Below are 13,830 nucleotides of genomic sequence, written 5' to 3'. Positions count from 1 at the left end.
AATGTGAAACATCGCTTTCTTGACAGCGACTTCCAGCTGAGATATATTTATAGTAACTACAAAGAAAGGCGCCGTCTTACGAGACGGCAGAGCGTATTCTATGAAAAAGAGAAAAAAATCCGGCTTTGCCAACTTCGGTATCCTGCTGGCAGTCCTGACGATCCTGGTGCTCCTTGCCGGAGCCGTTTACCTCACCTTCTACATGAGCGGCAAGTCCATCAGCGTCCTGAAAAACGGCTTCAGCGGCGATATCATCACGATCCAGGAGCCTGACATCTATATCACGGAGACGGAAGGCGCCGCAGGCCACAGCTTCATCTTTGTGGGCGATTCCCGGACCGCCGGTATGGCGACCGCGGTGAAAGCCCATGAGCCCTCCGACACCTGCCGCTTCATCGCAAAGGAAGGCGAAGGCTACGAATGGCTGAAAAATGAAGGTACCAGCGAACTGGCCGCCGCCCTTTCCGAGACGCCAGATACCACGGTGATCCTGAATCTGGGCGTCAACGATATCACAGAAGCTGACGCTTACATTTCCTATTATAAACAGCTCTTCGCTTCTTATCCCGGCACCGATTTCCATCTGATGTCGGTAAATCCGGTCAGCGATGACTGCCCCACCGTCACCAACGCGGCGATCGACGCCTTCAATCAGAAGATCAAAGCAGCTTTCCCGGATGAGTACCTGGACGTTTACAATTATCTTCTCACCGGTGATTTTTCCACGGTGGACGGCCTTCATTACACGGACAGCACTTATCTTTCCATTCACTATTATTTAGCACAGCGAATATTAAGTAACTGACACCTTGACTTGTCTGATTTTTCATCTGCTGCGTTGTCGTCAATCGACGTAGCCACCGCTACGCCTCATTCCTCCGCCTTGCATATGAAGAAATCATCCGGCGTCAATGTATCAGAAACTTAATTTTACTGTACCAGCCAATCGTCTGACCGCCGCCTGAGCTTAAAACAATCTAAAAAAGACAGCTTCTCTGCTTTATGACAAGCAGTGAGGCTGTCTTTTCTTTATGATAATAGAAACTCCGCCAGTACCGGGTTGGAAAGATCGATGCCGCGGCTCGTGAGCCGGACAAAATCGCCCTCCTCCTCGATGAGGCCATCCTCTTCCAGTTTTTCCAGCTCCCGCCAGTAAACGACGTTCAGATCGCAGGAAAAAGTCTCTTTAAATTTCTTTCTGGAAACGCCATTAAGGACCCGAAGCCCCAGAAACATCGTCTCCTCGATCTGATTGTCCTTGGTGAGCACCAGAAATTCCTTTTTGGAAAAATCGCCGCCAAGATAAGTGCAGAGATCTTCCGTATTCTTATAACGCACCGGATTTAAGAGAGTGGAGGCTCCTAATCCGAATCCCAGGTAATCTTTCCGCTGCCAGTAACCCAGATTATGGCGGCACTCCCGGCCGGGCTTCGCGTAGTTGGAAATCTCATAGTGGAGATAACCGTTTTCCTTTAAAACGCTGCCCGTGAGCTCATACATGGCCCTCTCCTCCTCCTCGGAGGGAAGAAGCTCCGGCTCTTCCCCGGCATCCCGTTTTTCCGCATCTTTTTCATAAAGCTGGTAAAAAGGCGTGCCCTCCTCAATGATCAGGCTGTAGGCGGAGACATGCTCCGGGTTCAAGGCGATGACCTGTTTGAGCGTTTTCTCCCAGCTTTCCACCGTCTGCCCCGGAAGAGCAGACATGAGATCCACGTTGATATTGGAAAAACCGGCTTTCCGCGCCAGCTCAAAGCTTTCGAGGAATTTTTCCCAGGTGTGGATCCGGCCCAGCTTTTTCAGTTCCTCCGCATCTGTGGACTGAAGACCGAAGCTTAAGCGGTTAATTCCGGCCTTTTTATAAAAGGAAAGCTTTTTTTCATCCACAGTTCCGGGATTGGCTTCCAGCGTGATTTCTGCCTCTTCCCGGAAGTGAAACTTTTTCCGGAGGGCTTCCATCAGCCGAAGAATCGCCTCTCCCGGCAGGATGGAAGGGGTTCCTCCCCCGAAAAAGACCGTCACCACCTCGTAGTCCTCCGGCTCCTCAAAGTCCTCGATCTCACGGATCAGCGTGTCCACATAGGCGGCACGGGTCTTTTCCTCCGCCGGAGCGGAGAGAAAATCACAGTAATTGCATTTTTTCACACAGAAAGGAATGTGAAGGTAAAGCTCCAGCTCTTTCATCAATTCTCGTCCAGCTTGAGCACGCTCATGAAGGCCTTCTGCGGGATCTCCACATTTCCTACCTGGCGCATCCGCTTCTTTCCTTCCTTCTGTTTTTCCAGCAGTTTCTTCTTTCGGCTGATATCGCCGCCGTAACACTTGGCCAGGACGTCTTTTCTCATGGCCTTGACGGTCTCGCGGGCGATGATCTTGCTTCCGATCGCCGCCTGAATCGGGATCTCGAAGAGCTGTCTCGGGATCTCCTCCTTCAACTTCTCGCACATTTTTCTCGCTCTCTCGTAAGCGGTGTCCGCGTGGATGATGAAGGAAAGTGCATCCACTTCTTCCTTATTTACAAGGATATCCAGTTTCACAAGCTCGGAGCGCTGATAGCCTTTCATCTCATAATCAAAGGAAGCATAGCCTCTGGAGCGGGATTTCAGTGCGTCGAAGAAGTCGTAAATGATCTCGTTCAGGGGCAGGGTGTATCTCAAGAGGGCGCGGGTGGCTTCCATGTACTCCATTCCCTCGTAGATGCCGCGGCGCTCCTGGCAAAGGTCCATGATGGCTCCGATGTACTCGCTGGTCACCATGATCTCAGCCGCCACCACGGGCTCCTCCATGTACTCGATCTCGGAGGGGTCCGGGAGGTTGGAGGGGTTGGTGAGTTCGATCACGTCGCCGTTGGTCTTGTAGACTTTATAGACTACGCCCGGAGCTGTGGTCACGATATCGAGATTGTACTCTCGCTCCAGACGCTCCTGGATGATCTCCAGATGAAGCAATCCTAAGAAACCGCAACGGAAACCAAAACCCAGAGCGATGGAGGTCTCCGGCTCAAACTGCAGGGAAGCATCGTTGAGCTGCAGCTTCTCCAATGCGTCCCGAAGATCCGGATATTTGGCTCCGTCCGCCGGGTACATACCGCAGTAAACCATCGGGTTGACTTTCTTATAGCCCGGAAGCGGGGCGTCGCAGGGATTTGAAGCGTCTGTGACCGTATCACCTACGCGGGTGTCTTTAACGTTTTTGAGGGAGGCGGTGATATAGCCTACCATTCCGGCACTGAGCTCGTCGCAGGGGATGAACTGACCGGCTCCGAAGTAACCGACCTCCACCACTTCTTCCGTACAACCCGTGGCCATCATATGGATGGGAGTGCCCTTTTTCACGGTGCCGTCCATAATCCGGACGAAAATGATAACGCCGCGGTAGGGATCATAGAGAGAGTCAAAAATCAGGGCTTTCAGGGGCTTCGTAGCGTCTCCGCCGGGAGCCGGAATCCGGTGTACGATCTCCTCCAGCACCTGATCCACATTAAGGCCGGTCTTCGCGGAAATCTGGGGAGCGTCCTGAGCTTCGATGCCAATGACATCCTCGATCTCGTTGATGACCCGCTCAGGATCGGCACTCGGAAGGTCGATCTTGTTGATGACCGGGAAAACGTCGAGGTTGTGGTCCAGAGCCAGATAAACGTTGGCCAGGGTCTGAGCCTCAATACCCTGAGCGGCATCCACCACGAGGATTGCTCCGTCGCAGGCTGCCAGACTTCGGGAAACCTCATAGTTGAAGTCCACATGGCCCGGGGTGTCAATGAGGTTGAAGATATACTCCTCGCCATCCTTGGCGTGATAAACCGTGCGGACAGCCTGGGATTTGATCGTGATTCCGCGCTCCCGCTCCAGTTCCATGTTGTCCAGCACCTGCTCCTGCATCTCACGCTTCGTGAGAAGACCGGTCATCTCGATGATGCGGTCCGCCAGGGTGGATTTTCCATGGTCGATATGTGCAATAATACAAAAATTTCTGATTTTGCTTTGGTCCATTGCCATTCTATTTCCTCCTAAAGGGGATTCTATATCCGTAAGTTTTTCAGAACCGAGCCATCTCGATATGGCTTCTCGCCAAATAGATTTTCACAGAAAAACGCTCATTCACGCAAGCATGCTTCGCATTTTCTCTGAAAATCTGCCCGGCTCTGAATAGTTTAACATTATCTCATTCCCCGCGCAAGACCTGATTCAGAATATCTGCCAGGGGTTCCATGGCGTTGTACTCTTCTTCCACGGTGTTCAGCTGGGTGCCGGACTCAATAAGGAGTGAATGGGAACAGAGATGCTGGTTGTAGCGAAGGCTCTGAAGATAGATATTCCGGGTGAAACCGGGGTAATACTCCGCCGCCTTCATCTGGAGCTGAAACGAAAAGGCCAGATTATCCGCTATGTAGGGATTTGGCAGATAATCCACGGGGCCGTTTCTCGCCGTACGGCTGAGTCCGTTATAAAACATGATTTTCGCCACCGGTTTTCCGTTGAACTCCGTCACAAAGCGATAGTCATCCACTCCGTCCCGATGAAGGTCGATGACCACCTGGATCGAAGGATAGGCCTTCAGGATCGCCTCAATATCCGGAGCCGCCAGATTGTAGGCCTTGTTCCGGTCCAGTTTCCCGTCGATCATATCGTAGACCTTCGTGTGATGGAGCACTTCAAAGCCGTACTGATCCGTGAGAATCTCTTTTAAGCGCTCCCCCACGCCGATGATCGTATCGCGAAGATCCCCGGGCCTGGAATCGGCGAAGGCCTCCTGGGAGTGGGTATGGTAAATCAGGATCTGCGGGCCGTCGGTATCTGTGTCAATGGCGAGATCCTTTTCCATGAGATTATCGACGTTTAAGAGAGATTCGTCGATCGCCGCGGAGGCGTCCAGAATGAAATACTGGTTCAGAAGGAAATTGAAATCCTTCATGTCCGCCCAGGGCAGAACCTGAGGTGCCTGGCGGAGAGACTCTGCCGCCGGGGTGGGGATGGCGGAGTTGGAGAAGGCGCTGACGTAGGGGAGAGTCGTGTCGGGCTCGGTTTCTGTTTCGTAATCAGCTCCGGAGGAATCTATACTCTCTACCACTTTTGATCCGTTCATTTTTTCATCCGCCTCTGTTTCAGACAATCTCTGACTATCAGCCCCGCCTGCACCAGTCTCTCCCTGCTCTTCCGTCAGCAAATCTCCCGTTTTCTCCCCCTCCTCTTCCGTCTCCTCCAGTGGCGGAAACAGCACATCCACCACCTTCCTCCCCACACTTTTTCCAGATCTTTCCCCGGTTTCGGTCTCCGTCTCCCAGGTCAACACTCCGTTGTATGTATCCACCGCCAGCTCCTCGATCTTTCCGGGCAGTTTCTTAAAGAAGCCGCTGCCGCCCCAGCCATTCTCACCGGCGATCAGAAGTCCCCGACAGAAAACATAGAACCCCAGAAGCACCAAAATACTACCTATTATATAGGGAAACCATTTTTGAAAACGACGCAAATTCCCACCTCATTTTCGAGCCAGTCAAAAATCTCTCCAAACATCAAGTGAGGGCAAAAGATTTTTTTGCCCCCAGTATCAGTGTATGCGCCGTTCTGGAAAACTATGCCATTCCTCCCAGCGCAATGTTAATCCCCTCGGAAATCGTAAAGCTGATCCTTTTTACCGTCTCGTCAATGTCTTTTGGCGTCACATACATCGTATTCAGATGCGGCGACAGCAGTTCCCGGATCATCTGCTGCTTTTCCACCCGGTTCAGGGTTCCCAGGGCTCCGCCAAAGCCCCGGACCTTCCCGGAAGAATCCAGCGTTTCCACCATCTCCTCCATCGTATCTCCCACGATCGTAGCCGCATCCACCACCGTCGGCACGCCGATCGAGATCACCGGCACGCCAAGAGCCTCCTTATTGATGCCGTTTCTGTGGTTTCCCACACCGGAACCCGGATTGATGCCCGTATCGGAGATCTGGATGGTCCGGCTCAGGCGCCTGGTATTCCTTGCCGCCAGCGCATCGATGACCAGAACCACATCGGGCCTCGTCTCCTCCACCACGCCCTTGATGATCTCCAGCGTTTCCATGCCGGTCTGGGCCATGACACCCGGCACCAGCGAACTCACCTCGTTGGCCCTTTTCCCTTCAAGGGCAGCCCGTCCATACTCCCGGATCATATGGCGGGTGATCTCAATATTGCTTACAACCCTGGGCCCCAGAGCGTCCGGCGTCACATCTCGGTTTCCCAGGCCCACCACCAGCACCGACTGTTCCCGCTCGCCGATCATTTTTTTCAGATGATACGCCAGCTCCTCCGAAATCTCCCGGTGATAATCCTCATCCTGACCGGACATATTCGGGGCCTCCATCGTGATATAGGTGCCCACGGGCTTTCCCATGGTCCGGGCCCCGTTTTCCGTCTCGATTTTCACCAGCGTGGTCCGGATCTCCTTCTCTTCATCCTCTCTCGTCTCCACCCGTACGCCCCGGATCTTCACATCATCCTCTTCAAAGCTTTCTCTTGCCTCCAGAGCCAGGTCCGTACGGACATGAAAATTCCCCAGCATAAACTCCTTCCTTTCTATATTATGATGTATCTATTTTTCTCATTTTTTTCTTGAAATATGTATTGACAAGCAGGAACTTATCGACTAAACTATAGAAGTATGTTCCACCGGGCTGTCCGTCTCCGTGTCAAAGTCCATGCTCGATGGAAAGCAAAAAAGACAAAACGATTGAAAATATTTGGAGGTGTACGGATTGGCTAACATTAAATCTGCAAAAAAAAGAATTCTCGTAAACAATACTAAAATGGAGCGCAACAAAGCTATCAAATCCGGTGTGAAAACCGCTATCAAGAAAGTGGACGCCGCTGTTGTTGCAAAAGACGCTGAGGCTGCAAAAGCTGCTCTCCTGAACGCAACTTCTGTTATTGACAAAGCTGCTACCAAGGGTGTATATCACAAGAACAATGCTTCCCGTAAAGTTTCTCGTCTGACCAAAGCTGTAAACAGCATTCAGTAATCGAGTTTCAATCATTATATAGAATATCCAAAGACAACCAATCCCGTCAGTTGGTTGTCTTTTTTTGTCCAAAAATCTCCCTCTTGACCATTCTCCCGCAGGGCCTTATACTGGAAAAAAGCTTATACGAAAGGACAAAAAACATGACTGATTCTCTCAAAACCATCCTCTGCATCGGCGACAGTCTGACAGAGGGCGACTACGGCTCCGAACCCGAGGGAACCGCCAACGTTCATCCGGAGGGCTATCCTTATTTTCTGGAAAAATATTTAGGAGTCACGGCTATCAACGCCGGAAAATGTGGCTTCACCTCCCTGGATTACTGGAAATACACTCTGAAAACCCTGGATCTCTCCACGGCAGATGCCGCTGTCATCATGCTGGGCACCAACGGCGGCATCACAGATACCATCGAAGAGGACACCGCCGCATCCTCCTATGAAAACTATGCCGATACTGGCACGGGCCGCTACTGCTCCATCATCGAATATCTGATGGACCAAAAACCGGACATGCCCATTTTCTTATGCACCTGCCCCTATGTAGATCCCAGCCGCCGTCTCCGCCACGCAAATTGTGTCGCCGACGCCAACGCTGTCATCCCGAAGATTGCAGCGAGATACCATCTTCCCCTGCTGGATGTAAATCAGGAGCTTGGCGTCAGCGCCTTCAACACCAGAATCATGCAGCCTGTGGATGGCCTTCACGGCAGTTACCGTTTTTACAGCAAACTTGGAACCTACATTGGAAATCGCGTTCGCTCCCTCTATAACTTCGTTTATCCCGAAGAAAATTGACCAGATAAGCGTTCAGTCCGGCCTTGAGGCTCAGCTCGATATCTTCCTGACGCTGCTTTTCCGCCTCGATGAACTCGTCAATGTGAGAGAAAGCCAGAATTGCTCTGATAACGGAAAGAATAGTGATCCGAACGGGAAAGCCTCTCCTGGATATGCAACTTCCATGAGCTGTTCATCTGTCACATTCTCTGATTTTCATCGGACATATTAGTACATGATTCTTATTTTTCGCCGGCTTGTTATAAGCCTTTCCCACATCCAGAGCATATAACAACTTTATATGCTCTGTCTTTTTATTCCTATAAATCTTCGTGCAGTTTTATATCGCTATTATCTGCCATGCATTGTTTTAAGGCAACGATCATTTTTTCCGCATCCAGCGGCTTTGCAAGATGGACATTCATTCCTGCCAGCCGGCTGTTGATAATATCTTCTGCAAAGGCGTTAGCGGACATTGCAATGATCGGAATCCTCATGGCATCCCTTCTTTTCATTTCCCTGATTGTTCTTGCCGCATCCAGTCCATTCATCCGCGGCATCATAACATCCATATAAATTACCCCGAAATAATCCGGTGCAGATTTCCCGAAGATTTCAACTGCTTCTTTCCCGTCCGCTGCACATGTAACCTCCATACCGCTGTCTTCCAGTATGCATCTGGAAATTTCCATGTTCAGTTCATTGTCTTCCACAACCAATGCCCGCATGCCTGCCACCGAATAATCATCAAGGCTTACTGGCTTGTCTGATAAATTACTGTTTTTATCCTGTGTGCCAATTTTGAACGGTATTTTTACAATAACTGTAGTACCAACACCAACTTTGCTCTTCAGTTCAATAGTTCCACCCATCCTGTCCACAAGCTGTTTCGTAATCGCAAGCCCCAGTCCGGTGCCTTCATACCGGGATCTGCTTGTCTTGTTTTCCTGAGAGAACATATCAAAAGCATGTGCAATAAAATCTTCACTCATACCCACACCCTGGTCTTTGCAATAGAAAGTGAAAAATACTTTGCCATCATCCAGAGTTTCTTCCTTAACCCAGACCGTGATCACACTGCCCGACTGACTGAATTTTATGGCATTGTCCATAATATTCGACAGGATTCTGCCAAGATATACCGGATTTCCAATCAGAGCGATGTGGCTGTATGTACCATTTTTCCAGTCAACCTCATACCGGATGCCTTTCTTTGCAGCCCGCTCATCATAAATCTGGTTCAGTTCCCGCAGTACCATTGTCAGATCAAACAAAAGCTGCTGATCCTTCAAATCTCCGCTCTGTAGTTTATTCATATCCAGCACATCATTTACCAGAGATACCAGATATTTCAGGGCTTCCATTTCCTTCTCTCTGATCTTCTGCTGCATCTGGAGATCATCTGCGTACTGATTTCCCATATTTACCATACCGATAATGCCGTTCAGTGGTGTACGGATATCATGACTCATAGTTGCCAGAAACCTTGTTTTCATTTCGGCTTCTCGCTTTGCTGCTTCCGCTGCAAAGTTAAGATCCTCTTCGCGTCTCTTGGAATCGCTGATACCACGGACCGTACATAAAACATGGGTAACATTTCCAGACTGATCCCGTTTTTTTACGATAAAAAGCATCCTGTGCCAGCTGCCATCACACATCCTGTATTCTGTAGAAATACATTCTTCCGTCTTCAATCTGGCTGAAAGTGTAGAAACATCCAGAAATGGACGTATCAGCGGACGATATTTCGGTGCAACCATGGTATCACAAAGCTGATACAGTTTCTCCGTTGCACATCCTCTGTTTCCTGTCAGTTTGTGTATTTCACTGTCATTTGATACCTCTTCAAAAAAATCTTTCTGCACATCAATCCTGTAGATAGAACAGTAACTCTTGGCAATTGCCGAAATTATTTCATTACTCAGCCGTGTCTCGTCCAGTGCCTGCTTTAACTGATTCTGGATTGTAGTTTCCTTTTCCATGATATCATCAATATGCCGGAAACCCACCAGTGCGAAAAAATGTTTCTCGTCCTGGTATATTTTGACTGCCTGTGCCTCAAAAAATTCATGCTGGTTCGGATTCGGTTTGCTTCTGTAATGGTAGGCAATGCGCTCCTTCCGGGAAAGCTGTTCCTTCAGATGCCCTGTCGAAATCCAGTCCTTAAATTCCTGTCTTTCTTTCTCATACAGATACTGAACCGCATATTGGTCAGCAGAATAATTGAAATTATCACACTGTTTCAGATTCATTTTTTTTGCGTTGGTTCCGTCGTTTATATGGAGGATTTCAAAGGAACCGGTATTTAATTCAACATAATAGACAGCCGTAAAATCTGCACATATCTTGTCCAAAAGCCGTCTTTCCGCCATCTGTTCTTCCAGCATACTTTTCAGTTTTCTGTTCCTCATATGTACCATTACAGTCAGGATAAGAAGCAGAACGATCAGCACGGCTATAAAAGTCAAAGCAACCACAGACTGCTGCTCCAGAAATATATATTTCATTTCTGCCATAACAAAATCCTCTCTTTATATTTCCCGCCTGCTTTTCCCATGCACCCGTGAATCCATTATAGCCAGCTTTCCAAAACATCATTCAGCTTATTCATATCCAGTGGTTTTGCGATGTGTCCATTCATGCCTGTATTTTTTGCCAGCTGCACATCTTCTGCAAAAGCATTGGCAGTCATGGCAACAATCGGCAGTTTTCCCCGCTTGCCAGGGAGACTTCTGATCGCTGCGGTTGCCTCATAACCATTCATAACAGGCATTTGGATATCCATAAAAATAAGATCATACCAGCCTTTCGAAGAAGCTTCCACCTTTTCGACTGCGATTTTGCCATTTTCTGCTGTTTCCACTTCCGCCCCTGTCATCTGCAGAATTTCAACAGCAATCTCTCTGTTTAACTCATTATCCTCGACCAGCAGAATCCTCTTTCCTGTGTAATCTGCTTCTGACAGTTTCTCCAGATAATTCCTTGCTGTTTTTTCTTTTCTGCCTGAAGTAAACTGCCGCAGCGTAGCCGTCAGCCGGGAACGGAACAGCGGTTTTGCAATAAAAGCATCTATGCCTGCAGCCTTTGCTTCTTCTTCGATCTCGCTGAATTCATAGGATGTCAGTACAATGATGGTGATCTCTTTCCCTATCCGTTTCCGGATCTGCCTGGCAGTTTCTATGCCATCCATTTCCGGCATCTTCCAGTCCAGGATCACAGCAAAGTAATCACTGCTCAACTCATGACGTGCATAGCAACGCTCAACAGCTTCCCTGCCAGAAAGAACCCATTCACCTGTAATGCCGATCTCTTTCAGTGTGCCAACTGTACTTTCACAGCATGTCCTGTCATCATCCACAACCAGAACCGGCAGATTCATCAGATTTTTGTCCTGTTCTTTTTCTTTTTCCTGAAGTTCCAGATAAATCGTTACCGTGATTCTGGTCCCCTTGTGTAAGGTGCTGTCCACTTTAATATTGCCATTCATCAGATTCACAATATTTCTGCTGATCGCCATTCCCAGACCAGTTCCCTGGACTCTGGTTGTCCGGTGGTCATCTGCACGGCTGAAAGGATCAAACATGATTTTCTGGAATTCCGGTGACATACCGATTCCATTATCCTCAATTGTAAACTCATAGCATCCAAGTTCCGAAAATCCATTGGGCTTTTCCTCTATGGAAAAAGTAATATTCCCGCCATCCGGTGTATACTTGATCGCATTACTCATCAGATTCACAAATACCTGCTGAATCCTCAAGCTGTCACCACAGACAGCCTCATGTTCAATATGATTGATGTGTATATCAAAATTATGTTTATGTTCATCAAGCACCGGTTTCGTAAGTGTAATAAGATTATCTACCAGCTCTGACAGATTGAAATCTTCCTGTGCCAGTGTCATTTTTCCACTTTCAATACGTGCCATATCCAATACTTCATTGATCAGCCCCAGCAGATGGCGGCTTGATTCTGTGATCTTGCTGAGGCATTCAATGACTCTGTCCTGGCTCTCAACATTTGCTCCTGCGATTGCCGTCAGACCCACAATGGCATTCATCGGTGTCCGGATATCATGGGACATATTGGAAAGGAATTCTGTTTTCGCACGATTTGCATTTTCTGCGGACCGGTAAGCCTCTTTCAGTGCCTGACGGGATTCAATCTCTGCTTTCTTCTCCTGTGTCACATCCATGGATGCCAGCAATACCTTTTCCAGCTTTCCATTCTTCCATTCCAAGGGAATATAAGAAGCGATTTTATAAGTCTTTTCATCCAGGCTGCAATACTCAAACTTATAAATATCATTTTCACTTTTCAGTTTTTTCCGAATATTATCCGGGGCTATCAGGATATCTATAGCTTCCAATGGTTCCAGTGTCTTATATTTTTCAAGAACCTGCATCTGAAAATCATGATAAAATCCCAGAGGTTTATATATCATCTGTCCATTCAGATTGTAGAATTCATATCTGTCATTTTCCAGATCACAGACAACAAAGCGGTCAACCAGACGCACAATACTCTGAATCAGCTGCTCCATGGAAGCATTATCCGCTGCCATCTGCAGATGCCGTGCGCTCTCTACCTTTGCCTCTGTGATATCACGCAGAAAGATCATGGCATATTCTGAATCCTCTATTTCGCCACGTATGACCACATTACGGACCCATCGTTCTTCTCCATTCAGAGTGATCCGGCACTCCAAAGATAATTCGGTTTCCAGACCTTTCAGTTTTTCTGCAATATAACCACGGTCGTAAAAAGAGGATACCGCCTTCTTATCTGTCTCCACAACATAGGAATCCACAAAATGACGGATCAGTTCATCCCATGTGCGACTCTGTTCAAAAACTGTCATCAAAGACGGTTCAACCTTAAAGGTATCAAAAGTATTCGCTTCCAGATTCACATAATACTCACACAGATCTGTTTTCGTAAAAGCCCGGTGGAAAGCAGCAGATTTTTGTGCCTGCATGGCTTCTTTTTTCTCCGCATCAACATTAATAAAAATCCCGGCAATCCTGCTGGCAGAACCATCCAGCCGGCGTACCACTTCTGCCGATGCCCGAAACCACTGGTATTGATTATCCTTCATTCTCATACGATACTCTACCTGGTATTTTATCTGGTTCGTCTTATCCTTAATTGCCGCCTGAAGCTGCACCATTACTCTTTCTTTATCCTGTGGATGCAGAAGGTCAGACCAGGCTTCCAGTTTATTCGGAAAGTCCAGAGTGTCATGATAGCCAAGCATTTTTCGAAATTCATGACTCCAGTTTGCATTCACAATCTCACTGTTTTCGTCACAGTCAAAATACCAGAAGCCGGAACAGATAGCCTCATTGAGCAGTGCCAAATTTACATGATCCCAGTTGACCTGTACGGACATAACCCAGATCTGTCTGCCCGCCTCATCTGTCGCATCCTCTTTACAAAGCCGTACATTATTCACTGTACCGTCTGCTGCAAGGATCTGTGCTTCCCCTGTTCCGTGAAGCTGCAAAAAACGGTCTCGCTCCAGTCTATCTTCCTCGTCATAAAAGAAGTTTCTCAATGAGCCTTTTGTCTGTTCCATGAAAGTATCGAATGTATATCCTGTACTATGTAACAGCAGATTACTCACAGACAAAATAGACAGGTTTTGGTCATAATATCCTGTCATTATACCTACCCCGCCATTATTTTCCAGTGTTTTCTGTACGGCCTGTGACATGGCCTGTGTCTGCCCCGTTACAGTTTCACCTAAGGAATATATTTTGTCCTCATAATTTTTCATTTTATAAAAATCCTCTCTCCGTCTTATACCTTCTTCATTCTGCTTTTATCTGTATACAGAAAACCTGTCCCTGCCAGTTTTCGTCCCCATTTTGGCATATAAAAAGGACACTTGCCAAAATATGCCAGTGTCCCTACTACATTTCTTTAGAATCACTCATCCATATAATATAACAGTTATCGAGATTTCTTCCGTTTTCACATCTTTTCCATATATGATATGATGTTGGGGTCAAAAGGTCTTTTGCCCCCAACTGATGCCTACGAATTGCTCCGCTGCAAAGCAGCTCCCGCAA

Annotated in this window: 9 protein-coding genes; 3 read left to right on the top strand and 6 right to left on the bottom strand. The window is 48.0% G+C overall.

The genetic code is table 11. The features are described 5' to 3' along the window. Positions 1-100 precede the first annotated feature (100 nt). Complete coding sequence (locus LKD71_RS12475) at positions 101-805, top strand: SGNH/GDSL hydrolase family protein (protein WP_227615666.1); 705 nt, start codon at positions 101-103, stop codon at positions 803-805. A gap of 224 nt (positions 806-1,029) precedes the next feature. On the opposite strand, the gene hemW is transcribed toward LKD71_RS12475, so the two are convergent. The 4 genes from hemW to gpr all read right to left on the bottom strand — a co-directional run bounded on the left by hemW (position 1,030) and on the right by gpr (position 6,523). After that, a complete protein-coding gene (gene hemW, locus LKD71_RS12470; RefSeq protein ID WP_331466465.1) occupies positions 1,030-2,181 on the bottom strand; it encodes a radical SAM family heme chaperone HemW in 1,152 nt (383 codons plus the stop codon). Continuing rightward, complete coding sequence (gene lepA / locus LKD71_RS12465; RefSeq protein WP_178044678.1) at positions 2,181-3,992, bottom strand: translation elongation factor 4; 1,812 nt, start codon at positions 3,990-3,992, stop codon at positions 2,181-2,183. The genes hemW and lepA overlap by 1 nt, the downstream gene beginning before the upstream one ends. A gap of 166 nt (positions 3,993-4,158) precedes the next feature. After that, positions 4,159-5,463 (bottom strand): stage II sporulation protein P, encoded by a 1,305-nt coding sequence (gene spoIIP, locus LKD71_RS12460; RefSeq protein WP_227615664.1) that lies wholly within the window; start codon positions 5,461-5,463, stop codon positions 4,159-4,161. 103 nt (positions 5,464-5,566) lie between these two features. Beyond that, a complete protein-coding gene (gene gpr, locus LKD71_RS12455; RefSeq protein WP_178044679.1) occupies positions 5,567-6,523 on the bottom strand; it encodes a GPR endopeptidase in 957 nt (318 codons plus the stop codon). 193 nt (positions 6,524-6,716) lie between these two features. Between gpr and rpsT the strand changes: the two genes are divergently transcribed. Both rpsT and LKD71_RS12445 read left to right on the top strand, forming a co-directional pair. Continuing rightward, complete coding sequence (gene rpsT, locus LKD71_RS12450) at positions 6,717-6,980, top strand: 30S ribosomal protein S20 (protein WP_178044680.1); 264 nt, start codon at positions 6,717-6,719, stop codon at positions 6,978-6,980. Between the two features lie 143 nt (positions 6,981-7,123). Beyond that, positions 7,124-7,777 (top strand): SGNH/GDSL hydrolase family protein, encoded by a 654-nt coding sequence (locus tag LKD71_RS12445; protein ID WP_178044681.1) that lies wholly within the window; start codon positions 7,124-7,126, stop codon positions 7,775-7,777. Between the two features lie 299 nt (positions 7,778-8,076). On the opposite strand, the gene LKD71_RS12440 is transcribed toward LKD71_RS12445, so the two are convergent. Next, positions 8,077-10,272, bottom strand: coding sequence for an ATP-binding response regulator (locus tag LKD71_RS12440; protein WP_227615663.1), 2,196 nt, complete (start codon positions 10,270-10,272; stop codon positions 8,077-8,079). A gap of 56 nt (positions 10,273-10,328) precedes the next feature. After that, positions 10,329-13,535: a hybrid sensor histidine kinase/response regulator gene (locus tag LKD71_RS12435; RefSeq protein ID WP_227615662.1), complete on the bottom strand. Its 3,207-nt coding sequence runs from the start codon at positions 13,533-13,535 to the stop codon at positions 10,329-10,331. Positions 13,536-13,830: the final 295 nt, after the last annotated feature.

Source organism: Fusicatenibacter faecihominis (genome assembly GCF_020686945.1).
Taxonomy (GTDB): Bacteria; Bacillota; Clostridia; order Lachnospirales; family Lachnospiraceae; genus Limivivens; species Limivivens faecihominis.
Note: the sequence above shows the minus strand (reverse complement) of the source record. Positions and strands in the feature narration are given on the sequence as shown.

Coding starts and splice junctions, on each gene's coding strand:
- LKD71_RS12475 (WP_227615666.1), top strand. CDS start 101: ATGAAAAAGAGAAAAAAATCCGGCTTTGCCAACTTCGGTATCCTGCTG.
- hemW (WP_331466465.1), bottom strand. CDS start 2,181: ATGAAAGAGCTGGAGCTTTACCTTCACATTCCTTTCTGTGTGAAAAAA.
- lepA (WP_178044678.1), bottom strand. CDS start 3,992: ATGGCAATGGACCAAAGCAAAATCAGAAATTTTTGTATTATTGCACAT.
- gpr (WP_178044679.1), bottom strand. CDS start 6,523: ATGCTGGGGAATTTTCATGTCCGTACGGACCTGGCTCTGGAGGCAAGA.
- LKD71_RS12445 (WP_178044681.1), top strand. CDS start 7,124: ATGACTGATTCTCTCAAAACCATCCTCTGCATCGGCGACAGTCTGACA.
- LKD71_RS12440 (WP_227615663.1), bottom strand. CDS start 10,272: ATGGCAGAAATGAAATATATATTTCTGGAGCAGCAGTCTGTGGTTGCT.
- LKD71_RS12435 (WP_227615662.1), bottom strand. CDS start 13,535: ATGAAAAATTATGAGGACAAAATATATTCCTTAGGTGAAACTGTAACG.